This window comes from Gordonia sp. ALPHA1B1, from assembly GCF_005502615.1.
GTDB classification, from domain to species: domain Bacteria; phylum Actinomycetota; class Actinomycetes; order Mycobacteriales; family Mycobacteriaceae; genus Gordonia; species Gordonia hongkongensis.
Genome location: NZ_SCOC01000031.1, coordinates 1 through 21,359, shown reverse-complemented (window position 1 = coordinate 21,359; position 21,359 = coordinate 1). Strand labels below are relative to the sequence as shown.

The window sequence follows — 21,359 nt, the reverse complement described above, 5'->3', positions numbered from 1 at the left end:
CACTCACCTACCTTCGAATCCGTTGCGCCACGACAGGAACCGACGCTCGAGTATTCGCACGCCGATGTCGGTGAGCAGTCCGAGTACCGCGTAGATCACCAGGACCAGGAAGATCTGATCGGTGCGTAGGTACTCCTTGGCGTCGTTCATCAGGAAGCCCAGACCGACCGGGGTGGTCTGCATCTCCGCGACGACCAGGACGAGCCAACCGATGCCCAGCGCCTGTCGTAGCCCGACGAAGATCTGCGGTAGTGCGCCCGGCAGGACCACGTATCGCACGAGTTCGAAACGCGTCAGCTCCAGCGATTCGGCGGCTTCGATGAGCTTCTGGTCCACGCCCCGGATGCCGGCGAGGACGTTGAGATAGATGGGGAAGATCGGGGCGACGATGATCAAGGCGATCTTGAACGAGTCGCCGATCCCGAACCAGATGATGAAGACCGGGACGAGGGCCACGGCGGGCATCATCCGCAGCACCTGGACCGGTGCGTTGACCAGGTCTTCGGCGACCTTGAAGAGGCCGGCGGCCGCGCCGAGCACCGCGCCGATGGCGATCCCGATCGCCAGTCCGATCGCGACGCGCCGCCCCGACGCGGCCAGATGCGTCCAGAGTTCACCGGTGCTGATCAGTTCCCAGCCCGCCTCGACCACCTCGGTGGGCGCGGGGGTGGTCGCGCCGAGCCATCCCCGCGCGCCGAGTTGCCAGATGACGACGACCAGGATCAGGCCGATGGACTGACGGAGCGTGCGTGTGGCGGCGTGACGGGAGAGCCGTCGCCGACGTACTCGGGCCGCCGGGCCGCCGGACGGCACGTCGACGGGCCCGGCCGCGGACGGGGCGGGGGCGACACCGACGGGTGTCGTGAGTTCTAGAGTCATCGAAATCCGCCTGGGAGAGGGCTGGCAGGACTTCTGGGACGCTACTGAGAACTCGACTCCACCGGCACGGTTGGAGTCATGGTGATTTTCAAACCGCCGCGCGCCGAGACGAATCGGCGGACGGTCAGTTCGGGGTCAGGTCCGGATTGGCGTCGGCGAGCAGCTCGTCACGGTCCTCGGCGAGGACGAATCCGCCGGCGATGGCGGCGTCGGCGGCGTTCCGGTAGTGCTTCTCGTATTCGTCGCGCGTTCCGTACCGGGCCGCCAACGCGTCGGCGGGGACAGGGAATGTCGTGCCGAACAGCAGGCAGATGCGGGAGACGGGGTCGGCGACGATCCCGCTGAGGACCTGGGTCGGTGCGTCGACGCACGGCGTCCGGACCCCGCCCCGGACGTTGCCGATGTCGTCCAGCTCGAACACGGGGTCGGCGCCGTCGATGTCCCGGAGGGCCAGCGGGTCGGCTGCCGGCGGCGGATCGCCACCGTCGGCCCAGGATCGCAGGTGCCGCAACGCAGCCCGCAGGACGAAACGCTGCTGACCCCGGTTGACGGGGTCGGGGCAGCCGAGGAACTCCTCGAAGTCGCCGACCTGGTGCAGGTCGGCGTGGGACGTGCCCGCCATTTCCCACACGCGTAACCGGTCGGAATCCGGTTGCCGCGCAGTGTGATAACGGAAGTTGGTCAGGACGTCGGTCTCGGTCTGCACCACGAACACCGGTGCGTCGAGGTCGGTGCGGATCGTGGTGGGCTCGCGCCCGAAGACGGTCGCCACGTCGATGCCCGAACCGACCTCGCCTGCGGGCAACCCGGCGGCCGCGCGGCTGTGGATGAGGTATCCGTCGAACGGCGCCGCATCCGGGCCGATGGTGTTCACGTAGGTCGTCAGGGCCATCGCCGACTGTGATTCGCCGATCGCGAGCACGGTGGCGACCGTCAGGCCCGCGAGGGGATGGTCGGCCCCAGCGGTGTCCCGGGCGGCGCGTCCGATCGAGCTGAAGATGTCGTAGCAGTAGGCGTCGCCCGGATGGTGGAGTTCGGCATACCGTTCCGGGTCCTTGGCGGCGAGACTCTGCGGCGCACCGGTCGCGACGCCGACCGAGCCCGTGCCGCCCTCCACTCCGACGAACTGGGCCGAGACCCCGATCCAGGCGTGCCCGGAACGGACCAGTTCAGCAGCCACATAGGAGTATTCGGGGGCGGCGTCGGCGCCACTGCTGACGTTCAGCCACTCGACGACAACGCAACCGCTGAACGTCGCGGGCTCCGCTGGGCGTCGGACGACGACCCGGGTCGTGAACTCGGCGGCGGGTGCGGGCGGGTCCCCGACGATCTTCTCGGCCACCCCCGACGCCGCGTACTCGATGTCGGTGTATCCGGCCGCGGCGAGGTCGGGGAGGGGAGAGGCGCTGAGCAACGAACACCCGTCGCCGCCCTGTAGGACTCGAAACCGCATAAGTCGACTCACTTCTTCTTCCGGTGCTGCTTGATCACCTCACCGAACATGAAGTGCATCTTGGTGCCCTGCGGCCAGCCTACGTAGTAGCAGAGGAAGAGGCTGATCTCCTCGAGCTGCTCTGGGGTGAGCTCTCCGTTCCCGAGTGCGGCACCGGCCTGGATCTCGGCGACGTCGATGTTGTTGCTCGCGGCGAGCGCGCCGAGCAGGAGCAGCCGGCGGTCACGGTTGGACAGACCCTCCCGGGCCCAGACGTTGCCGAACACCTGGTCGGCGGTGTGCGCGAAGTAGTCGCCCGGACCGTCGCTCACCTCCCAGCCGTAGACCTCCGACATCTTGGCGAGGCCGCGCCTGCGCGCCTCGTCGGGTGCGTCGTCGGAGATGTGGGAACGGGTCATGCTGGTTCTCCTTCGAGGTGGGGGACGCCGAGCCCGGTGGCCAGGTTCTGCAGCGCGAGCTGCCCGAGGGGCAGGTCGACGCCGAGTTCCTCACCGAGTGCGAGTGCGAGCGTCAGGTCCTTCTCGCCCAGCGTACGGACGCCGGTGAGGATTCCGTACCAGGGATCGTCGCGCTCGACGGGAGCGGTGGTGTCGCGCAACATGATCGCCCCGGCCCCGCCGGTCACCGCGTCGGAGTGCCGGACCACCTTGCCGAGCTTGGTGATGTCGATGCCGGCCGCCTCGGCCAGTCGAGCGGCCTCGGTGGTCGCGGTGAACGAGATGAAGTGGAGGAGGTTGCGCGCCAGCTTCATCCGGGTACCCGCGCCGACCTCGGGCCCCGCGTGGACCAGCATGTCGGCGGTGAGCGCGAACGGTTCCTTCAGCTTCTCGTACGCGTCCCGCGGTCCACCGACCATGATCGCGAGGCGGCCCGACGCCGCGCCCATCGCACCACCGGAGATCGGTGCGTCGAGCAGTGTCACCTCGCGCGCCGCGCACAGATCCGCCAGTTCGACGGCGGTCTCCGGCGCGATGGTCGAGTGGACGGTGATGACGGTGCCCGGGCGAGCTGCCGACAGCAGGCCGTCCGGACCCGCGACCACGGTTCGGACCTGCGCGTCGTCGAGCACGCAGATGCCGATGATGTCGGCCGACGCGGCGAGATCGGCGAGCGATTCCGCAGCGGTGGCGCCTTTCTCGACGACCTTCGCGACGGCGTCGGACGACAGGTCGAACACCGTCAGCCCACCCGCCCAGGCGGCCAGGCTCCCGGCCATCGGCCCACCGATGTTGCCGAGTCCGACATACCCCAGACGGATGGGGGACGACTCGCTCATGAGCGGATGACCTGGCCGCCGTCGACGTTGAAGATCTGCCCGGTGATCCACCCGGCCTCGTCCGACAGCAGGAACAGGCACATCCCGACCAGATCCTCGGGAGTGCCGAAACGCTTCAGCGGCAGCCGGTTCACGATGTCGGCGACCATCTCCTTGGGCGTCGTGCTCCGAGTCGCCTCGGTGTCGATGGGTCCCGGGGCGATCGCATTGACGCGGATGTTCTGCCCGCCGAGTTCGGTGGCGAGCTGCTGGGTCAGGCCGTTGACGCCGACCTTGGCCAGCCCGTAGAAGCCGCTGTACAGCCATGCGGCGGTCGAGGACTGGTTGACGATGGCGCCGCCGCCGTTGGTCATGTACGGGTAGACCGCCCGGGTCACGTTGAGCGCACCGTCGAGGTTCACGCTCATGAACTTCTTGTAATAGTCCCAGGGCACGGTGATGAGGAAGTCGAGTTTCATCCCGCCGTAGATCGCGGCGTTGTTCACCAGACCGTCGATCGAACCGTAGGCGTCGACGGTGGCGGCGGCGAGCGCCTTCGCCGAATCCTCGTCCGCGACATCGGTGCTGACGTACAGTCCGCCGATGTCGGCCGCGACCTGCTTGCCCTTCTCGTCGGCGAGGTCGGCGACCACGACGTTCGCGCCCTCCGCGGCGAGGGCACGCGCATAGGCCTCGCCGATCCCGCCGGCGGCGCCGGTGACGATGATGGTCTTGTTCTCGAAACGCTTGGAACTCATTGTCCTGCTTTCTGTGTGGATGATGTGCTGGCCCTTCGTGGCTCGCTTCGCTCGCACCTCAGGGAGCGGGGGTTACGGCTCGGTTTGCTCGCACCTCAGGGAGCGGTCAAATCTGCTCCCTGAGGTGCGAGGAGCGATAGCGCGAGGCTTCTGCTCCCTGAGGTGCGAGGAGCGATAGCGCGAGGCTTTTGCTCCCTGAGGTGCGAGGAGCGATAGCGCGAGGCTTTTGCTCCCTGAGGTGCGAGGAGCGATAGCGACGAGCCTCGAAGGGTCACGCCGGGCGGGCGACGGCCTTGGTCTCCAGGTACTCCTCGAAACCGGCGACACCCATCTCGCGGCCGATGCCCGACTGTTTGAAACCGCCGAACGGGACGTCGGCGGAATACCAGATGCCGCCGTTGACACCCATCGTCCCGGTGCGAACTCCGTTGACGACCTTGTTGATCCGGTCCTCATCGGTCCCGTAGACCATGCCCGACAACCCGTACGGCGAGTCGTTGGCGATGCGGATCGCGTCGTCGTCGCCGTCGTGGGGGATGATCACGAGCACCGGGCCGAAGATCTCCTCCTGCGCCACTCGCGCCGAGTTGTCCAGACCCGAGATCAAGGTCGGTTCGACGAAGAATCCGGCGGGCCTGTCGGCGGGACGGCCGCCACCGATCTCGATGGTGCCGCCCTCACTGGTGGCGAGTTCGATGTAGGACTCGATGCGCTGGCGCTGCCGGGCCGAGATGACCGGTCCGCAGATGGTGCCGCCGTCGGTCGGATCCCCGGCGGGCAGGCCCGCCATCGCGTCGCGGGTGGCGGTGATCGCCTCATCGAGGCTGCCGCGCGGAACCACGAGACGCGTCGTGATCGCGCACCCCTGGCCGGCATGGGTGACGACGTTGAACGCGGCCATGGCGCAGGCGGATCCGATGTCGGCGTCGTCGAGGACGATGAAGGCCGACTTGCCGCCCAGCTCCAGGAACACCTTCTTCAGCGACTCGGAGGCGGCCGCCATCACCTTCTTGCCCGTCGCGGTGGAGCCGGTGAACGAGACCAGGTCGACGCGAGGGTCGATGCTGAGCTGGGCGCCGAGCTGATGGTCGGTCGAGGTGACGATGTTGAGGACGCCCGGCGGGAAGTCCGTCTCCTCGGCGACCACCTTGCCGACGAGCGCCGCACACCACGGGGTGTCGGGCGCGGGCTTGAGCACCACCGTGCACCCGGCGGCGAGGGCGGGTCCGATCTTGGCGAAGTTGATCTGGTGCGGGAAGTTCCACGGGGTGATGGCGCCGACGACGCCGACCGCCTCCGAGCGCAGCTCACGGTGGTTCTTCAGTCCCATGGGTTTCGCGGTGCCGAGGTCGCGAGTCCACTCATAGCTCTCGGCGAGGTCGGCGAAGTAGCCGAGATCGGTGACGGGTCCCTCGAACTGCGGGCCGTGGGTGAGGAACGACGGGCATCCCACCTCGGCGATGGTGAGCTCGCGGAGCTCGTCGCCGTGGGCGAGCAGTGCGTCGCGCAGCTGACGCAGGCAGCGAGCGCGGAAGGCGTGATCGCGCGACCAGTCGGTGGTGTCGAAGGCGGTGCGCGCCGCCGCGATGGCGGCATCCATGTCGGCCGCGGTGGCGTCGGCCGCCTGCCCGATGACCTCCTCGGTCGCGGGATTGACGACGTCGAAGACGCCACCGCTCCCGGGGGTGAGCTTGCCGTCGATCAACAGATCCGACGCGGATTCGGGGCGAAGAGGCATGAGCTGGAACTCCATCTGGACAGGTGTCTGGACTCGCGTTCAAACCTAGTGTAGCGTGGCTCACATGTCCAGCCCCGTGTCTCAGGAATCCACCCGCCGCAGGCTGACCCAGCAGCAGGCGGAGACGGTCACACGCCTCACCGATGCCGCGGTCGACGTGCTGAACGCCGAGGGTTTCGACGGTCTGACCGTGCGATCGGTGGCCAAGATCGCTGGGGTCGCGCCGGCCACCGCCTACACCTACTTCTCGTCGAAGAGTCACCTCGTCGCCGAGGTGTTCTGGCGTCGCCTATCGGCCGGGGTGCTCGAACCGGATCCCGGTGCACCGCGGAGTGAGCGCGTCGCGCAGGTGCTCCGCGAGGTCGCGCTGGTCGTGGCCGGCGAGGGGCAGCTGGGTGGTGCGGTCACGGTGGCCCTGCTGGGCAGTGACCCCGACGTCGAACACCTGCGCGTGCGGATCGGCGCATTCATCCGGCGTCGTCTCGCCGCCGCCCTCGAAGAGGACCCGGAGAACCCGGGCCCGCTGCTCGACGCCCTGGAGATGATCTACTCCGGCGGCCTGGTCTACGCCGGTATGGGGCACATGACCTACGAGCAGACCTCCGAACGTCTTGTCGCAGCCGCACATCTACTGATGGAGAAGTGATGACCGAAACGACGGCGGTGTCGGGGATGGAGCACGAGCTCCCCTTCGACCCGTATGCCTATGGTTTCCACGAGGATCCCTACCCGACCTATTCCCGTCTCCGCGCGGAGGCGCCGGTCTACTACCACGGCGGGATGAACTTCTGGGCGCTCGCCGGGCACGCCGACGTCCGTGCCGCATTCCGTGACACACAACGACTCTCGAACAGCTGGGGCGTGTCGATGGACCCCTCGGCGTACGGTCCCGACGCGCACAAGTCGATGTCGTTCCTCGCCATGGACGACCCCAAGCACATGCGTATCCGCAAACTCGTCTCCAAGGGCTTCACGCCTCGCCGCGTCAACGAACTCACCGGCCGGATCACCGCCCTCACCCATCAGCATTGGAGCAGATGTCTCGACAAGGGCGAGTTCGACTTCGTGCACGACTTCGCCGCCCTGCTCCCGATGGACGTCGTGTCCGAACTGCTGGGAGTGCCCGAAGCCGATCGCACCCGGCTGCGCCACCAGTCCGACCTGCTGTTGCATCGCGAGGACGGCGACCTCGACCTTCCCGAGGCGGCGGTGTACGCGTACATCGAACTGCACAAGTACTATTCGGAGCTCATCGCCGACCGGCGCAAGAACCCCGGCGAGGATCTGGTCTCGGCCCTCATCGCGGCCGAGATCGACGACGACGAGACCGGTGAGAAGACGAAGCTCACCGAGGACGAGATCGTCGGGTTCATGGTTCTGATGGTGGTGGCGGGCAACGAGACCACCACCAAACTGCTTGCCAACGCCCTGTATTGGGGCTGGCGCAATCCGGACGAGCTCGCCAAGGTCTTCGCCGACCCGGAAGTCGTCGTCCCGGACTGGACCGAGGAGACGCTGCGCTACGACAACTCGACGCAGATCGTCGTGCGGCGGGTGATCGAGGATGCCCCTTATGGCGACTTCGTGATCCCGGCGGGCGACCGGGTACTCCTGCTCGTCGGTTCGGCGAACCGCGACGTCGAGGTGTTCGGCGCCGACGCCGACCGGTACGAGATCGGCCGCGACTGCGCCCAGTCCCTGATGAGTTTCGGCCTGGGCGCCCACTTCTGCCTCGGGGCGCACCTCGCGCGCCTCGAGGCCAACATCGGCCTGACCGAGGTGATCAAGTCGATCCGGGCAGTGGAGATCGATGCCGACAAGGCGGTACGGGTCCACTCGGTGAACGTGCGCGGCTTCGCCGAGCTCCCGGCGAAGGTGACGGTGCGCTGATGGCTTTCCGTCCTCATCCCGAGCGCCGACCGGTCCTCGTCGCGGGCGCGTCGTCGGGAATCGGCGCCGCCACGGCCGAATTCCTCTCCGCCGCGGGCCATCCCGTCGCCCTGGCCGCCCGCCGCGTGGAGAAGCTACAGGAACTCGCCGACAAGATCACGGCCGCCGGCGGCGAAGCCGTCGCGGTACCGTTGGACGTCACCGACGAGCAATCGGTGTTGGATTGCGTGGCGAAGGCCGAGGCGGCGCTGGGGCCGATGGAGATCGTCGTCGCCGGCGCCGGTGATCTCGCAGTCGGTCTCTCCTACGAGACCGGCACCGATCATTTCGCCGATCAGATCAACATCCACCTCACCGGCGCGTACCGTATCTACCGCGCCGTGATCGGCGGCATGATCGACCGTGCGCGAGGCGATTTCGTGTTCATCGGGTCCGATGTCGCCATCCACCCCCGGCCGTGGTCGTCGGCCTACGTAGCCGCGAAGTCCGGTATCGACGGACTGGTCGCGACCATCCAGCTCGAACTCGAGGGGACCGGTGTGCGGGCCGGGGTCGTCCGTCCCGGACAGACCCTCACGGGCATGGGGATGAACCTCGACCCGAAGACGACCGAGAACATGCTCAACGACTGGATCACACACGGTCTGGCCCGCCACGGCAATTTCCTCTCGCCCGAACACATCGCACAGGCCGTCGCGGCCATGGTGACCATGCCGCGCGGAGCGCACATGCGGTCGGTCGAGGTGGAGGCCGAAGGCGCGGTCAGCGACAAGAAACGACAGGCAGTACAGGAGAAGGGGACGGATGGATGACCGCCATCACCGAATCAGGCCTGAAACAACCGAATCGCGTCTCGGGTGGCGAGGGCGAACACGGACATCTCGACGAACTCGCCACCGACCCGATCTCGCTGTTCTGGCGCGTCCGTGAGGAATGCGGTGACGTCGGCATGTTCCAGCTCGCCGACCGCGAGGTGGTGCTCGTCTCGGGATCGGCGGCGAGCGAGGAGTTCTTCCGCGCGCCCGAAGAGGACCTGGACCAGGCGGCCGCATACCCGTTCATGACACCGGTGTTCGGTGAGGGCGTCGTGTTCGACACGAGTCCCGAGGAACGGTCGAAGGCGATCCACAACTCGGCGCTCAAGGGCGCGCACATGAAGCAGCACGCGGTGACCATCCCCAACGAGGTCGAGCGGATCATCGCCGACTGGGGGGACGAGGGGGATATCGACCTCCTCGACTTCTTCGCCGAGCTGACCCTCTACACGTCGTCGTCGTGTCTCATCGGGCGGAAGTTCCGGGAACGCCTCAGCGGACACATCGCCCATCTCTTCCACGACCTGGAAAAGGGCACGGACCCGATCGCCTACGTGGATTACAAAGCCGACATCGAGAGCTTCCGCAAGCGTGACGAGGCCCGGGCCGAACTGGTCGAGTTCATCCAGGGCGTGATGGACGAGCGGATTGCGAACCCGACCGAGGACAAAGAAGATCGCGACCTGATGGACGTCCTCGTCCAGGTCGGCTTCGACGCCAACACCATCACCGGCATGTTCATCTCGATGATGTTCGCGGGCCACCACACGACGTCGGGCACCGCCGCGTGGACCCTCATCGAACTGCTGCGCAACCCCGACTACATGCGACGCGTGTACGAGGAGCTCGACGAGATCTACGGCGAGACCCCGCCCGGCGAGCGCCCGGAATACACCTTTGCGCACACCCGTCAGATGCCGCAGCTCGAGAACGCGCTCAAAGAAGCGCTGCGGCTGCACCCGCCGCTCATCATCCTCATGCGCGTGGTGCAGAACGACTTTCACGTCGAGGAATTCGAGGTGAAGGCCGGGCAGTCGATCGCCGTCTCGCCGGCGATCTCCAACCGGCTGCCCGAGGACTTCCCCGAGGCGGACACCTTCGACCCCGACCGTTACGACAAACCGCGGCAGGAGGATCTGGTCAATCGCTGGACCTGGATCCCCTTCGGTGCCGGTCGTCACCGTTGCGTCGGCGCGCAATTCGCGATCATGCAACTGAAGGCCATCTTCTCGGTGCTCTTCCAGAACTACGAGTTCGAGATGTTGCAGCCGCCGGAGAGCTACCGCAACGACCACTCGAAGATGGTCGTCCAGCTGCAGCAACCCTGCCGCGTCGCCTACCGCAAGCGTCAGGACGCGTGATGCGCGTCGAGGTGGACCTGGACCTCTGCCAGGGACATGGGATGTGTGAGCTCGAGGCGCCCGAGGTCTTCGCCGCGCACACCGATCATGTGGAGATCCTCGACGCGACCCCCGACGAATCCCAGCGCGCCGAGGTCGAGGCCGGCGTGCACTACTGCCCGACTCAGGCCCTTCGGATCATCGAGGACTGAGCTCCGACCACGTCGCCCACGCAAGACCCGAACGATCGAATAAAGGTGGAACACATGTCTTTTGACCGTGCCGAACTCGACGAGATGAAGGAGCGGTGGCTCGCCGCCAACATCGAGGCCGAAAAGGCGGGGGACTGGAAGCCCCTGGCCGACTTCTACACCGAGGATGCCACCTACGGGTGGAACTACGGCCCCAACAAGGATTTCATGGCCGTCGGCCGCGAGGAGATCCGCGAGCTCGCCCTCGGACAGGAGATGGAGGGTCTGCAGGGGTGGGAGTACCCGTACCAGGCCTGGGTCATCGATGACCAGACCGGCGACATGATCGGGCTGTGGAAGCAGATCTACGAGGGCACACGCGACGACGGCAGCCACTACGCCCTCGAGGGCATCCAGGGTAGCTGGTTCAAGTACGGAGGAAACTTCCAGTTCCGTTGGCAGCGTGACTTCTTCGACTACGGCAACGTCTCGGCTCTCTTCATCGAGATGATGAAGAACAACGCGATGAGTGAGCCGATGCTCAAGCGTGTGGAGAAGTCGGCGCCGGGTAATCTGCCGGGTTGGTACGACTTCGGCAAGGCCCCGGTCGCGTTCTGGTGAACTGACATGACTTCCACAGCCCCGACCTACCAAGGTCTGAGTCAGGATCAGCTCGCCGTGCTCGTACCGGAACTGCTGCTGTCGGGTCAGATGATCGACCGCAGCGGCATGGCGCATCTCATCAGCGCCTTCGGCCGGGACGTGATGGGCAAGGTCGCCATCGAGGAGTGGATGGCCGCGAGTCCGGTCTACACGCATCGCATGCGCACGGCCCTGGGTATCGACGGCGACGGTGTCGAGGACATGTTCAAGTGTCTGCAACTCGACATCGGTGCGCCACCGCAGTTCATGGACTTCCGATACCGCATCGACGACGAGTACCACGGGTCGTTCGTGCTCGATCACTGCGGCGCGCTGCTCGACGTCGAACCCCTCGGCGACGACTACGTGACGACCATGTGTCACGACATCGAGGACCCCACCTTCGATGCGACGGCGATCGCGACCAACCGGCGCGCACGAATCCGTCCGGTTCATCGCCCCCCGCGTCGACCGGTCGATCGCACGCCGCACTGTGAGTGGACGGTCACGATCGAACCGGATCGAGACGAGCTGCCGCTGCCACCGGATTCGGTCGACATGTTCGAGACGAGGGCCGGTCAACTCGTCCTGTCGGCCATCGACACCACGGAGACCGACGGCTGGGTCGACTACCGCGGCCCGCTCGTCGAGGATCTGCAGTTCGCGGAGTGGTCGACGTCGGCTCTGGTGCGGGTCGCCGAAGAGGTTGCGCTGCAACACCAGTTGCTGTCGCTGGGCTTCCTCGTCAGCCTGCGCAGGTATGCCGAGAGCGAGGCGCAGACCACCGAGATCTTCCGCAAGCAGCTGATCGGCATCGCCGGACTCGCTGCCGACCGGATTCGCGTCGCGCTCGATCTGTCCGCCGACGCCGCAGGTCTCGCCCAGGTACTGGCCCTGCATCCGTGTTTCGGTCCGACCCAGTACACGGGACTCACCGCAGAGGCCGACGGGGACACGGTCACCGTCCGAATCCCCCGGGAGTCCGATGCAATGACCGACGGCGGTTGGACGTCGATCCTCGATGCCGACCACGTCGAACCGTTGCAGGCGGCGGCGACCGCCGTCGATCCGTATCTCGTCGTCGCGGACGCGACCGAGGCCGACGGCGATCTCGTCGTCCGCATCACCAAGGCGGACACGCCGCAGAAGGAGTACGGCGAGGTGGCCGTCGCACGCTTCAGCGGGGGTGCGAGTTTCGAATTCGTCGACCGCGGGCGGTCGATCCCGATCACGCCGGTGGGTAGCTCGGCGTGACGTCGGGCGGCGGCTGGTCACCCGGCGGCGCGGGTCTGGGGGGCCGGGTCGCCGTGGTCGCGGGCGCGACCCGCGGTATCGGACTGGCCGTCTCGTATGCGCTGGCCGGACAGGGGGTCTCGGTCGTCGTCAACGGTCGCGACGGACAGGCCGTCGATGACACCGTCGCCGAGATCCGCGGCGGCGGCGGATATGCCGTGGGCGTTCGCGGGTCCGCGGGCGACGACGGAGTGGCGCAGGCGATGGTCGAGGCGGCGCTGGCGGAGTTCGGTGCCCTCGACATCGCCATCAACTGCGCCGGCATCGCCGAACCTCCCGGTTCGACGGTGCTGACGATCGCTCCCGACGAGTTCCGCGAGCAGATCGACGCCCATCTGATGAGCGCCTTCCACCTCCTACAGGCTGCGGGGAGGGTGTTCGTCGAACAAGGGTCGGGTTCGGTCGTGCTCACCGGTTCGGCCGCCTCGCTCGGAATGTTCGGCGGCAGCGGCTATCCCGCGGCGAAGGGCGGCGTCAACGCACTCGCCCTCGCCGCGGCCGCGGACCTCCGGGATCAACACGTACGCGTCAATGTGGTGATGCCGGGAGCGAAGTCGAGGCTGTCCTCCGGCGACGACTACGTCGCCCACATCGAAGGACTCCATCGTCGCGGAATCCTCGACGACCCCACGCGCGACGCGGCGCTCGATCCCGCCCCGCCCGAGTACGTCGCCCCGCTGTACGTGTTCCTGGCCAGTGACGCGGCCGAGCACATCACCGGCGAGATCTTCAGCGCTGCCGGTGGATTCATCGGCCGGTTCGAGTCGCAGCAGGCGAGTTTCGTCGCTTACCGCGATCACAAGGGCACCTCGCCCTACAGCCTCGACGAACTCGCCGGCATCCTGGCCGGGCCTTCCGGTCCCTGAGATCGATCGCGTTCGTCCTCCCTGAGAAGCGTGCGGAGCTTGCGGAGGGCCACCCCTCTGCTCCCTGAGGTGCGAGCGAAGCGAGCCACGAAGGGCTCGCAAGGTGCCCCACCAGGCCCTTCGTGGCTCGTCGCTATCGCTCCTCGCACCTCAGGGACCAGTGCTTTTGCGGTTCTTGGGGATTGGGGAGCAGGGCGGGTTGACTCGCCCGCTGACCGAGCTCGTCGAGGTCACCAAGTGGCTTCGACTCGGCGCCTCGCTTCGCTCGGTGCCGGCTCAACCAGCGAGGTGGTGGTGTCGGCTCAACCAGCGCGGCGGGCGGCGCGTCGTTCGAGCCAGAAGCGGGCACCGTCGGCGATGGCCTCGGTCACCGGGCGTGGATGCCATCCGAGGTCGCGTTCGGCCTTGCCGTGGTCCATCTCGGACATGAAGTGCATCAACCGGACCGAGGGGATCGTCAACTGCACCGGCTTGCGCGTCAGCGCCCCACGGGCGGAACCCACCGCCCCGAAGGTGTACAGCGCAGCGCGGTTGAGAACGACGCGCGGGGGCTGACGATCCGCGGTCGCGGCGGCGATGGCCACGATCTCACCGGTGTCGATGGACCGCTCGGAGACGATGTAGCGTTCGCCGACCTCGCCGCGGTCCGCCGCGAGGAGCAGCGCCTGCGCGGCGTCGTCGATGCCGACCGACTCGGCGCGACAGCCGCGGACGGTGAACGGTAACTTGCCCAGCGCCGCACCGGCAACGAATGCGCCGTGGGGAGTTGGTTGCCAGTCGCCGGGTCCGTAGGTGTTGGCGACGCACATCGCGAGGGCGGGTACCGCGTCGTCCTGCGCTCGACGCAGCACCAGGTCCTCGGCGGCCACGCGACTGCGCACATAGGCGGGAGCCCGCGCGGCCCAGTTGAACACATCGTCCTCCGTCGCCCGACGGCCGTTCACCCGCCCGATGGTCGCCGCGGTGCTGGTGAACACGAACTTCCGCAGTGGCATCCGGGCTGCGACGTCGAGCACCGAACGCAGGGCCTCGACGTTCGTCCGGTACAGCGGTGCCGGATCGCGCAACCAGGCGCGCGTGTCGACCGCGCAGTGGAACACCACGTCGCAACCGGTCATCGCCCGCGCGACGGCGTCGGCGTCGAAGAGATCGCCCGTCACGTGATCGACGCCGAGACCGGCCAGGGTCCGGAGGCCACTCGTGGGCCGGGTGAACACCCGCACCTCCTCGCCCGCGTCCACGAGCTGCCGAACGAGATGAGAACCGAGAAACCCGTTGCCCCCGATGACCAGTGACGGCACGGTTCACAGCCCTCCGGGTGCGAGATCGTCGATCGCGGCTGCACTGCGGGACAGCATCGCATCGAACATCGCGTTGCCACGCTCGGTGGGTTGTGCAGCAGCGGAGCCGAACACGATGATCAGCGGCGCCTGGATGAGGTTGCCGACGTAGTCGTCCCAGCAGTCGTCGAGCGTGTAGTCGCCGACGCCGGCGGTGACCAACGCCCGATGATACGAGGCGACGATGCCGCGCTCGTGCCGGCGCCGGTCGTCGGTGGTCAGACTGGTACTCAGCAGGAAGGCGATGTCGCGCAGCGGGTTACCGGTGGTGATCGTCTGCCAGTCGATCACCGTGACCTCACCGGACGGGCCGAACAGGACGTTGTCGACCCGGAGGTCGCCATGGATCAGGGTGGCATTGTCCAGCGGGGCGACCAGCCACTGGCCGGCTTCACGGACGAGCCAGTCGACCGCTGCCGATGACGGACCGATAGGGGAGAAGCGTTCGCGGTAGACCTCCGCCATCGGAGCGAGGATCGACTCCATCACCTCCCGGTCGGCGTCGGTGGGCAACGGCATCTCGGCCAGCAGGGTCGGATCGTTCCACCGGGGAGCGTGGAGACCAGCAGTCGCCACGGCTACCGCCTCGGCCTGCGCGGGTGTGCAGCCGGCGATCTGATCGCCCTGCACGGCTGCGCCCATGTCCTCCAGCAAGAGTACGAACTCGGTGCCGCGATCGGAGATGGTCGCGGCGAAGCAGTCGGGCATCGGCACCGTGAACGACGCGGCGAGGTCGCGATAGAAGCGCACCTCGTTGCGGAACACCCCCGATCCGAACTCGCGCTGGTCCGGTGACCCGGTCGCGAGCTTCGCGATCATGGTGTCGGGCAATGTCGCTGGGCTGTCGTGCCCGAGGTGAAGACGATAGGAACCGGCCATCTGACCGGTTCCCACCGGTTCGGCACCCACCGACTCGATACTGACGTCGTGACCGTGGGAAGCAAGGAACGCGGTCAACCACGTCGGGGTGAGTTCGTCTATGCAAGTCGGGATTCCAACGGTGTCCGGCACGGGCACGCCCTTTCGATCGAGCTGCGTGGGCCGGGCCGATGTGACCGGGCTCACCCAGGCCGCTGATCGGACACTACCGAGGAATTGGACTGGTGTCCAGGGAACCGGCGCGGCGGTGTGCAGCTGTGCAGGCCGGCCACGCCGGGCGATCTCGCGATCGGCAAATCCATTCCGCCACAGAAAGGATGGCCGTCGGTTAGGCTGCGCGGACATACGGCGACCCGATTCGCGGTCGCCGGGACGAGGAGAGTGCGAGTGAGTACCAGACTCGACGGGAAGGTCGCCCTCGTGACGGGCGCGGCACGGGGTCAGGGGCGCAGCCACGCCGTGCGGATGGCCGAGCAGGGCGCCGACATCATCGCCATCGACATCTGCGATCAGATCACGACGGTCAATTACGCCATGAGCACGCCGGACGACCTGCAGCAGACCGCGAAGATGGTCGACGCGACGGACAGTCGGGTGATCGCGAAGATCGCCGACGTCCGCAGCCGGGACGCCCTGCAGGCCGCGATCGACGACGCGGTGGCGCAGTTCGGCAGACTCGACATCGTCGTGGCCAACGCCGGTATCAGCCCGCTCGGGCCCGAAAGTCCCTCGGTCACCTGGCTGAACACGGTGTCGGTGAATCTCGGTGGGGTGATCAACACGCTCGAGTTGTCTCTGCCGCACCTCGAAGCGGGTGCATCGATCGTCTGCATCGGTTCGATGGCCGCGTTCATGCCGTCGTTCGAGTCCGCGCAGGCCGGGCCGGGTGCAGGCGGTTACGGCCACTCGAAACGAGCGGTGGCGCGACTCGTCAACGACCTCGCCCGGCACCTGGCGCCGAAAGGTATTCGCGTCAACGCGATTCATCCCGGCAACGTCGACACCGCGATGGTGCATCACGACGAGATCTACCGGCTGTTCCGACCCGATCTCGAGAAGCCGGTCTACGACGACGTCAAGGACGTCTTCGCGTCGTTGCACGCGATGCCGGTGGACCTGCTCGCGCCGGAGGATGTCACCGAGGCGGTTCTCTACCTGGTGTCCGATGCCGCCCGGTACGTGACCGGTCAACAGCTCCGGGTCGAGGCGGGCGCGTTGCTGAACTCGGTGCCACCCGGCGTGCCCGACTGACGGTCACTGAACCGGTGGTCCCGCAACCGAACCCGGGTTCACTGGCAGAGCCGGCAAGGCGGGTCGTATCGACCGGTACGCCGTCAGCACCGACAACAGTTCCGACGGCGCGGCGCCGTGCATGATGACCGAGTCGACTCCCAGGTCGAACTGGCGCGCCACGGCGGCCGCGCACTGTTCGGCACTGCCGACCGCGCTGTCGGCGACCCACGACGCCGGGATGACCTCGGCGAGCCGGGCCAGTTCGTCGGCCGTGGCGGTGGCGTCGATGGGTCCGCGGGCGCCGGCGAAAGCCGGACTGTCCCTGATTCGTTCGAGATCATCCCCGCGCCATCCGTTGGCACGCATCAGGACGTCCGGATACCCCTGGAGATAGGTCGCGAGCCGGCCGTACAGACGTCGCAACCGGTCGTCATCATCGAGATGGTCGGGCACGGTGGCCAGTACCGACCAGATGCGCACCGAAGCGGGGTCCCGACCGGCCTCGGCGGCCGCCGCTCGGACGGTCTCGACCGCGGCGATGGTGGCCTCGTCGGAGAAGAACGTGTGCAGGACGACACCGTCGGCGATGCGCCCGGCAAGACGTAAGGTGTTGGGCGACATCGTCACGAGCAGGATGGGGACCGGTGGAACCGCGACACCGAGGTTGAGGTAGTCGTAAGTGCCGAGCGGGCCGTCGTGGCCCAGGATCATCTCGCCGCGCCAAAGGGTGCGCAACACCGAGGCGGCGTCGGTGAGCTGGGCGCTCGTGACATCGGGAACCCCGAGAACCTGCCACTGTGCGGCGAATCCACGACCGAGGCCGAGCGCGAAGCGACCACCCGTCATGGTCGACAACGTGGCGGCCATGGACGCGGTGATGATGGGGTGACGGGTGTTGTGGTTGGTCGCGGCCGTGGCGACGCCCATCCGGCGACTCGCCGCCGCGAGACCGCCCGCGAGTACGGCCGCGTCCTTCACGTTGAACCGCTCGGAGACGAAGGCGGCACCGAAGCCTGCGCGGTCGGCGAGCCCCGCTTCGTCGGCGAGTTCGGCGGGATCGACCGGATGGCGCGAGAGTGCGTAGTAGCCGATCTCCGGAAGCGTCTGCTGCGGGACGGATTCCGGTGTCGGTATGGTGGCCGCGGTCGAGGTCATGCCTGTGCCGCGACGGCTTGTCGATACACGCGGGACCGGGGCTCGCGCACCCAGAGTGTGCCCGTGCCGGGGACGGCTCCCTCGGATTTCAGGGTGCGCTTGAGGATCTTGTTCGTTGCGGTCGTGGGCAGGTCGTCCTCGATCCGGACATACGTCGGCCACGCTTTCGGCGACAGGTCGGCCTGTGCGGCAAGCTGTTCGGCGAAGGACTCCGGGGTCAGCTCGACGCCGTCCTGCAGGACAACGGCGGCCATCACCGCATCGCCGACGTGGTCGTCCGGAACGGCATACACGGCAACGCGATTGATCTCGGGAACGCGCAACAGCACCCGTTCGATCGGTCCGGCGGCGAGGTTCTCGCCGTCGACGCGCATCCAGTCGCCGGTCCGGCCGGCGAGGTAGATCCAGTCGTCGGCGTCCTTGTACGCGAGGTCGCCCGACCAGTACATCCCGTGGCGGAGACGCTCGCTGGTGGCGTCGGAATCGTTGTAGTAGCCCATGAACATGCCGCCGCCCTCGATGTTCACCAGCTCGCCGATCGCGTCGTCGGCATTGAGAAGCGCCCCGCTGGAGTCGAATTCGGCACGCGGGCATTCGGTCAGCGTCGAGGAGTTGTACACGGCGACGTTCGGGAAACCCTTGCCGATCGAGCCGTGCGGGGTACCGGGCTCGCGGGTGATGATGATCGCCAGCTCGGTGGAACCGAAGCCGTCCCAGACGGTGCAGCCGAACCGGCGCGAGAAATCGTCGATGTCGCGGTCGGTGGCCTCGTTGCCGAACGCCACCCGAAGCGGATTGTCGGCGTCGTCGGGCCTCTCCTCGGTGGCCAGGATGTAGGCGAGCGGTTTGCCCACGTAGTTCATGTACGTCGCGTTGTAGCGGCGGATGTCGGCCAGGAAGGTAGAGGCGGAGAACTTGGCGGGCGCGATCGCGGCACCGCCGCACAGTGCGACGCAGTAACCCCCCATGAGCGCGGCACTGTGGAACAGGGGCATCGACAAGTAGCAGACGTCGCCGGGGCCGATGTCGTATTTGTCGGCGAGCACCGGGCCCGCGAACGGCATCATCATGTGCGCGAATTGGACCGGTTTGGGGTTCCCGCTGGTCCCCGAGGTGAAGATCAGCATGAACGTGTCCATCGCCCCGGGTACCGAATGCGGGGTCAACTCCGCGGCGCCGGAGAGCATCTCGGCCCACTGCGGAGTAGAGGTGTCCAGCACCGTCACGCCGGGTAGCTCCAAGCCATCGAGGAGAGGGCGGTGCTCGGCGTCGGTGAGCAGGATCTGACAGTCCGCGCGCACGATGTCGGCCGCCAGACCCTCACCGCGGCGAGTGTTGTTGATCCCCGCCGTCACGTAACCGCCCAGCGCGCCGGCGGCCAGGGCGATCAGCATGTCCGGCGTGTTCCCGAGCAGCACACCCACATGCAGCGGGCGCTCGGTGTCGGCGATGCCGAGAATCGCCGACGCGGCGCGTTCGGCGTCGCGAATGTACTCGCGCCACGTCCATTGCCGACCCTCGTAGGTGATCGCGAGGTTGTCGTCGTCGGCGCGTGCCTGCAGGAGCTGGGTGACTGTCTCGGCCATGCGGCAAATCTAGAACGTGTTCACCGCACGTGTATACAGATTTGCAGAATTGTCTACTGCGGTACCGGAGGGGGTCGCCGTGACCTTTGAAAGAACACTCGTGAGCGTCTGATCTCCATGCTCCCTGAGGTGCGAGCGAAGCGAGCCACGAAGGGTGTAACAACGTGTCTCGCCAGCCCTCCGAGGCTCGTCGACCTCGACGCGCTCCTTCGTCGCTTGCTCGGCCCGGCGGCTTGCGCTCCTCACACCTCAGGGAGCACGGGTTACGGGCTTCATTCAGATCAGGGAGCAGGGTGGGTGGCTCGCGCCCTCCCGCTCAGCGGAGTGGGTGTGGTCGGCTCGGCGTCAGCGCGTGAACGATCCGCTGCCCGGGACGACCGTGAAGGTCTGGTCCCCCTGGCCGAGGATCGTCGTGGTGAACTCGACCGATCCCGCTCCGGTCGCAACGGCGACCCCGTCGGACGGACGTCCGTCCGCACATGCGGCGAAGACCTCGTCGCCGGATGCCCCGGTCGATGTGTTCTTCCAGGTGATCCCGACGCGCGCATCCTTCAGGTTGGTGGCGCAGGACTCGGTGGGCGTCGTGTTGAGCGTGATCAGCGTGACCCCGGGTTCGGTGGCCGAGGCGAGGATGCTCGCCACGAAACCGCCCGTGATGCCGTTCGCGCCGACGGTGACTCCGGCGTTGGGGACCTGCTCCACGCTGAGGGGTCGTTCCGCGGGTGCGGCGAAGGCGGTGCCTGCTCCTACGCCGAACGCTCCCACTGCCGCAATCGCCCCGATCGTCGCCACAGTTGTGCGTCGCATCTGTCTCTCCCGTCACTTTGGACACGTACGCAGCCAGACTACGGGAGTGAGATTGGACTCTCCAATGCGAGATCGGCGGTACATCGCTGATAGAAGGGATTTCATGAGCCAGCCGCACGATCCCCTGTCCGCGTTCCACCTCGGCGACATCTCGGTGTCGGAGTCGGGGGTGCGGGCCTCGCAGCGGCTGTGCCCGCGGTTCGCCGACCATCGCGGCGTGATCGAGTTGCCGGCGTTCGCCGTGCTGTTCGATCACTGCGGTGGTATCCCGTTCCATCGCATCCACGACGACCCCGCCGCCGCGACCCTCCAGGCACGCCTGACGATGTCCACACACGGCCGCGCAGAAGTAGGCGACCTGGTTGCTGCACGGGCCGAGGTGGTCATGCACGACGACGACTGGGGCTCGACGTCGGTCGAGATCCGCACCGGTACCGGGGACCTGTGCTGCGTCGGGACTGCGCGCAACGTCCGTGTCGGCCGTGCCCCGACCGGCGCCACCCCGTCCGCCGAGATCGGCCACGCGACACCGCAATGCAGCGACGATGACGGGTCCGTCCTGCCCGAGCCCATACCCGCCGCGCTGTCCGGGCGGGCCGTGGTCGAGGAGATCGCGTCGAAGATGCGGGAACCCGGCCCGCTCACCGACATGCTCAACGGCCGCGTCGAGGTGATCGACGGCACCACCGACCGTGAGTCCGGCATCCGCTTTCGCAGTGCCACCGAGCCGTGGATGGGCAACATGTTCGGCACCATGCACGGCGGCGTCATCGCCACCATCGCCGGCCAGGCGGCATCGTTCGCCGGGCATCTGCATGCCGGTGCCGGGCAGGAGTACTCGATCGGGGACATGGCGATCGGTTTCTACCGTTCACCTGCTGTCGACGGCAGTGAAGTGGTGGTCGAGGTGACGCCGATCAAACTCGGCCGCCGCATCTCGTCCTTCGAGGCGACGATGACCTCCTACGACGACGTCCTGCTGAGCCGAGCCACGGTCGACATCCACTACCGCTGATCGCAGTTGGGTCGTCGACCGGCCGAGCAGCGTCTATCGGGCGTGGCGAGGTTGCCGCGTCCGTCGAGGTCACCTTGTGTGCTCGGGTCGCCGAGTGGCTTCGACTCGGCGCCTCGCTCCGCTCGGTGCCGGCTCATAGCTCCTATGTCAAGCGGCGGCGGGTGTTGGGTTGTCGGCTTTGCGGGTGCGGGCGTGGTGGTCGGTGGTGAGGTGGTTGTAGACGA

The 21,359-nt window shown here is 67.3% G+C and carries 21 protein-coding genes; 10 read left to right on the top strand and 11 right to left on the bottom strand.

The features are described from left to right. Window positions 1-3: 3 nt before the first annotated feature. The 6 genes from FFS52_RS18125 to FFS52_RS18100 form a co-directional block, all read right to left on the bottom strand. Entirely contained in the window at window positions 4-879 is an 876-nt protein-coding gene (locus FFS52_RS18125) for an ABC transporter permease (protein ID WP_137810506.1), read from the bottom strand. A gap of 124 nt (window positions 880-1,003) precedes the next feature. After that, a complete protein-coding gene (locus tag FFS52_RS18120; protein WP_137810505.1) occupies window positions 1,004-2,332 on the bottom strand; it encodes an alpha/beta hydrolase domain-containing protein in 1,329 nt (442 codons plus the stop codon). Window positions 2,333-2,340: 8 nt separating this feature from the next. Continuing rightward, on the bottom strand, window positions 2,341-2,730 hold the full coding sequence (locus FFS52_RS18115; RefSeq protein ID WP_068972526.1) for a carboxymuconolactone decarboxylase family protein: 390 nt from the start codon (window positions 2,728-2,730) through the stop codon (window positions 2,341-2,343). Beyond that, window positions 2,727-3,608 (bottom strand): NAD(P)-dependent oxidoreductase, encoded by an 882-nt coding sequence (locus tag FFS52_RS18110; protein WP_137810504.1) that lies wholly within the window; start codon window positions 3,606-3,608, stop codon window positions 2,727-2,729. The genes FFS52_RS18115 and FFS52_RS18110 overlap by 4 nt, the downstream gene beginning before the upstream one ends. Further along, window positions 3,605-4,345, bottom strand: a complete 741-nt coding sequence (locus FFS52_RS18105) for an SDR family oxidoreductase (RefSeq protein WP_068972528.1) — start codon at window positions 4,343-4,345, stop codon at window positions 3,605-3,607. The genes FFS52_RS18110 and FFS52_RS18105 overlap by 4 nt, the downstream gene beginning before the upstream one ends. Before the next feature lie 271 nt (window positions 4,346-4,616). Further along, complete coding sequence (locus tag FFS52_RS18100) at window positions 4,617-6,083, bottom strand: aldehyde dehydrogenase (RefSeq protein WP_068972533.1); 1,467 nt, start codon at window positions 6,081-6,083, stop codon at window positions 4,617-4,619. A 64-nt stretch (window positions 6,084-6,147) separates the two neighbouring features. Here FFS52_RS18100 and FFS52_RS18095 point away from each other — a divergent pair, with 64 nt between their 5' ends. From FFS52_RS18095 to FFS52_RS18060, 8 genes are read left to right on the top strand one after another with little or no spacing between them, the layout of a single operon-like run. Then, window positions 6,148-6,729, top strand: coding sequence for a TetR/AcrR family transcriptional regulator (locus tag FFS52_RS18095; protein ID WP_033206302.1), 582 nt, complete (start codon window positions 6,148-6,150; stop codon window positions 6,727-6,729). Then, complete coding sequence (locus FFS52_RS18090) at window positions 6,729-7,973, top strand: cytochrome P450 (protein ID WP_068972534.1); 1,245 nt, start codon at window positions 6,729-6,731, stop codon at window positions 7,971-7,973. The genes FFS52_RS18095 and FFS52_RS18090 overlap by 1 nt, the downstream gene beginning before the upstream one ends. Then, window positions 7,973-8,785: an SDR family oxidoreductase gene (locus tag FFS52_RS18085; protein WP_068972529.1), complete on the top strand. Its 813-nt coding sequence runs from the start codon at window positions 7,973-7,975 to the stop codon at window positions 8,783-8,785. Before FFS52_RS18090 ends, FFS52_RS18085 begins: the two co-directional genes overlap by 1 nt. Continuing rightward, window positions 8,782-10,149, top strand: coding sequence for a cytochrome P450 (locus FFS52_RS18080; RefSeq protein WP_068972530.1), 1,368 nt, complete (start codon window positions 8,782-8,784; stop codon window positions 10,147-10,149). Before FFS52_RS18085 ends, FFS52_RS18080 begins: the two co-directional genes overlap by 4 nt. Continuing rightward, window positions 10,149-10,340, top strand: a complete 192-nt coding sequence (locus FFS52_RS18075) for a ferredoxin (protein ID WP_058252397.1) — start codon at window positions 10,149-10,151, stop codon at window positions 10,338-10,340. The genes FFS52_RS18080 and FFS52_RS18075 overlap by 1 nt, the downstream gene beginning before the upstream one ends. 54 nt (window positions 10,341-10,394) lie before the next feature. Continuing rightward, window positions 10,395-10,940: a hypothetical protein gene (locus tag FFS52_RS18070; protein ID WP_078114131.1), complete on the top strand. Its 546-nt coding sequence runs from the start codon at window positions 10,395-10,397 to the stop codon at window positions 10,938-10,940. Between the two features lie 6 nt (window positions 10,941-10,946). After that, window positions 10,947-12,215, top strand: coding sequence for a hypothetical protein (locus tag FFS52_RS18065; RefSeq protein ID WP_068972531.1), 1,269 nt, complete (start codon window positions 10,947-10,949; stop codon window positions 12,213-12,215). Continuing rightward, window positions 12,212-13,120: an SDR family oxidoreductase gene (locus FFS52_RS18060; RefSeq protein WP_068972532.1), complete on the top strand. Its 909-nt coding sequence runs from the start codon at window positions 12,212-12,214 to the stop codon at window positions 13,118-13,120. The genes FFS52_RS18065 and FFS52_RS18060 overlap by 4 nt, the downstream gene beginning before the upstream one ends. A gap of 302 nt (window positions 13,121-13,422) precedes the next feature. Here FFS52_RS18060 and FFS52_RS18055 read toward each other — a convergent pair whose 3' ends face one another. Then, entirely contained in the window at window positions 13,423-14,421 is a 999-nt protein-coding gene (locus tag FFS52_RS18055) for an NAD-dependent epimerase/dehydratase family protein (RefSeq protein WP_065629683.1), read from the bottom strand. Between the two features lie 3 nt (window positions 14,422-14,424). Then, window positions 14,425-15,471, bottom strand: a complete 1,047-nt coding sequence (locus FFS52_RS18050; RefSeq protein ID WP_065629682.1) for a phosphotransferase — start codon at window positions 15,469-15,471, stop codon at window positions 14,425-14,427. A gap of 255 nt (window positions 15,472-15,726) precedes the next feature. Between FFS52_RS18050 and FFS52_RS18045 the strand changes: the two genes are divergently transcribed. Continuing rightward, window positions 15,727-16,590, top strand: a complete 864-nt coding sequence (locus tag FFS52_RS18045) for a mycofactocin-coupled SDR family oxidoreductase (protein ID WP_068971220.1) — start codon at window positions 15,727-15,729, stop codon at window positions 16,588-16,590. Between the two features lie 3 nt (window positions 16,591-16,593). On the opposite strand, the gene FFS52_RS18040 is transcribed toward FFS52_RS18045, so the two are convergent. The 3 genes from FFS52_RS18040 to FFS52_RS18030 all read right to left on the bottom strand — a co-directional run bounded on the left by FFS52_RS18040 (window position 16,594) and on the right by FFS52_RS18030 (window position 20,120). Further along, window positions 16,594-17,727 carry a TIGR03857 family LLM class F420-dependent oxidoreductase gene (locus FFS52_RS18040; RefSeq protein WP_068971219.1) on the bottom strand — a complete coding sequence of 378 codons (1,134 nt, stop codon included), beginning with the start codon at window positions 17,725-17,727 and terminating at the stop codon, window positions 16,594-16,596. Then, on the bottom strand, window positions 17,724-19,313 hold the full coding sequence (gene fadD1, locus FFS52_RS18035) for a fatty-acid--CoA ligase FadD1 (RefSeq protein WP_065629679.1): 1,590 nt from the start codon (window positions 19,311-19,313) through the stop codon (window positions 17,724-17,726). The genes FFS52_RS18040 and fadD1 overlap by 4 nt, the downstream gene beginning before the upstream one ends. 345 nt (window positions 19,314-19,658) lie before the next feature. After that, the gene (locus tag FFS52_RS18030; protein ID WP_065629678.1) at window positions 19,659-20,120 is read right to left on the bottom strand and encodes a hypothetical protein; all 462 of its coding nucleotides are present in this window, start codon (window positions 20,118-20,120) and stop codon (window positions 19,659-19,661) included. A 103-nt stretch (window positions 20,121-20,223) separates the two neighbouring features. On the opposite strand from FFS52_RS18030, the gene FFS52_RS18025 reads away from it, so the two are divergent. Next, window positions 20,224-21,135: a PaaI family thioesterase gene (locus FFS52_RS18025; protein WP_137810503.1), complete on the top strand. Its 912-nt coding sequence runs from the start codon at window positions 20,224-20,226 to the stop codon at window positions 21,133-21,135. The last annotated feature ends 224 nt before the right edge of the window (window positions 21,136-21,359 follow it).

Excerpts from the sequence above, each read along its gene's own strand:
- FFS52_RS18125 (WP_137810506.1), bottom strand. The coding sequence starts at position 879 with ATGACTCTAGAACTCACGACACCCGTCGGTGTCGCCCCCGCCCCGTCC.
- FFS52_RS18120 (WP_137810505.1), bottom strand. The coding sequence starts at position 2,332 with ATGCGGTTTCGAGTCCTACAGGGCGGCGACGGGTGTTCGTTGCTCAGC.
- FFS52_RS18115 (WP_068972526.1), bottom strand. The coding sequence starts at position 2,730 with ATGACCCGTTCCCACATCTCCGACGACGCACCCGACGAGGCGCGCAGG.
- FFS52_RS18110 (WP_137810504.1), bottom strand. The coding sequence starts at position 3,608 with ATGAGCGAGTCGTCCCCCATCCGTCTGGGGTATGTCGGACTCGGCAAC.
- FFS52_RS18105 (WP_068972528.1), bottom strand. The coding sequence starts at position 4,345 with ATGAGTTCCAAGCGTTTCGAGAACAAGACCATCATCGTCACCGGCGCC.
- FFS52_RS18100 (WP_068972533.1), bottom strand. The coding sequence starts at position 6,083 with ATGCCTCTTCGCCCCGAATCCGCGTCGGATCTGTTGATCGACGGCAAG.
- FFS52_RS18095 (WP_033206302.1), top strand. The coding sequence starts at position 6,148 with ATGTCCAGCCCCGTGTCTCAGGAATCCACCCGCCGCAGGCTGACCCAG.
- FFS52_RS18090 (WP_068972534.1), top strand. The coding sequence starts at position 6,729 with ATGACCGAAACGACGGCGGTGTCGGGGATGGAGCACGAGCTCCCCTTC.
- FFS52_RS18085 (WP_068972529.1), top strand. The coding sequence starts at position 7,973 with ATGGCTTTCCGTCCTCATCCCGAGCGCCGACCGGTCCTCGTCGCGGGC.
- FFS52_RS18080 (WP_068972530.1), top strand. The coding sequence starts at position 8,782 with ATGACCGCCATCACCGAATCAGGCCTGAAACAACCGAATCGCGTCTCG.
- FFS52_RS18075 (WP_058252397.1), top strand. The coding sequence starts at position 10,149 with ATGCGCGTCGAGGTGGACCTGGACCTCTGCCAGGGACATGGGATGTGT.
- FFS52_RS18070 (WP_078114131.1), top strand. The coding sequence starts at position 10,395 with ATGTCTTTTGACCGTGCCGAACTCGACGAGATGAAGGAGCGGTGGCTC.
- FFS52_RS18065 (WP_068972531.1), top strand. The coding sequence starts at position 10,947 with ATGACTTCCACAGCCCCGACCTACCAAGGTCTGAGTCAGGATCAGCTC.
- FFS52_RS18040 (WP_068971219.1), bottom strand. The coding sequence starts at position 17,727 with ATGACCTCGACCGCGGCCACCATACCGACACCGGAATCCGTCCCGCAG.
- fadD1 (WP_065629679.1), bottom strand. The coding sequence starts at position 19,313 with ATGGCCGAGACAGTCACCCAGCTCCTGCAGGCACGCGCCGACGACGAC.
- FFS52_RS18030 (WP_065629678.1), bottom strand. The coding sequence starts at position 20,120 with ATGCGACGCACAACTGTGGCGACGATCGGGGCGATTGCGGCAGTGGGA.
- FFS52_RS18025 (WP_137810503.1), top strand. The coding sequence starts at position 20,224 with ATGAGCCAGCCGCACGATCCCCTGTCCGCGTTCCACCTCGGCGACATC.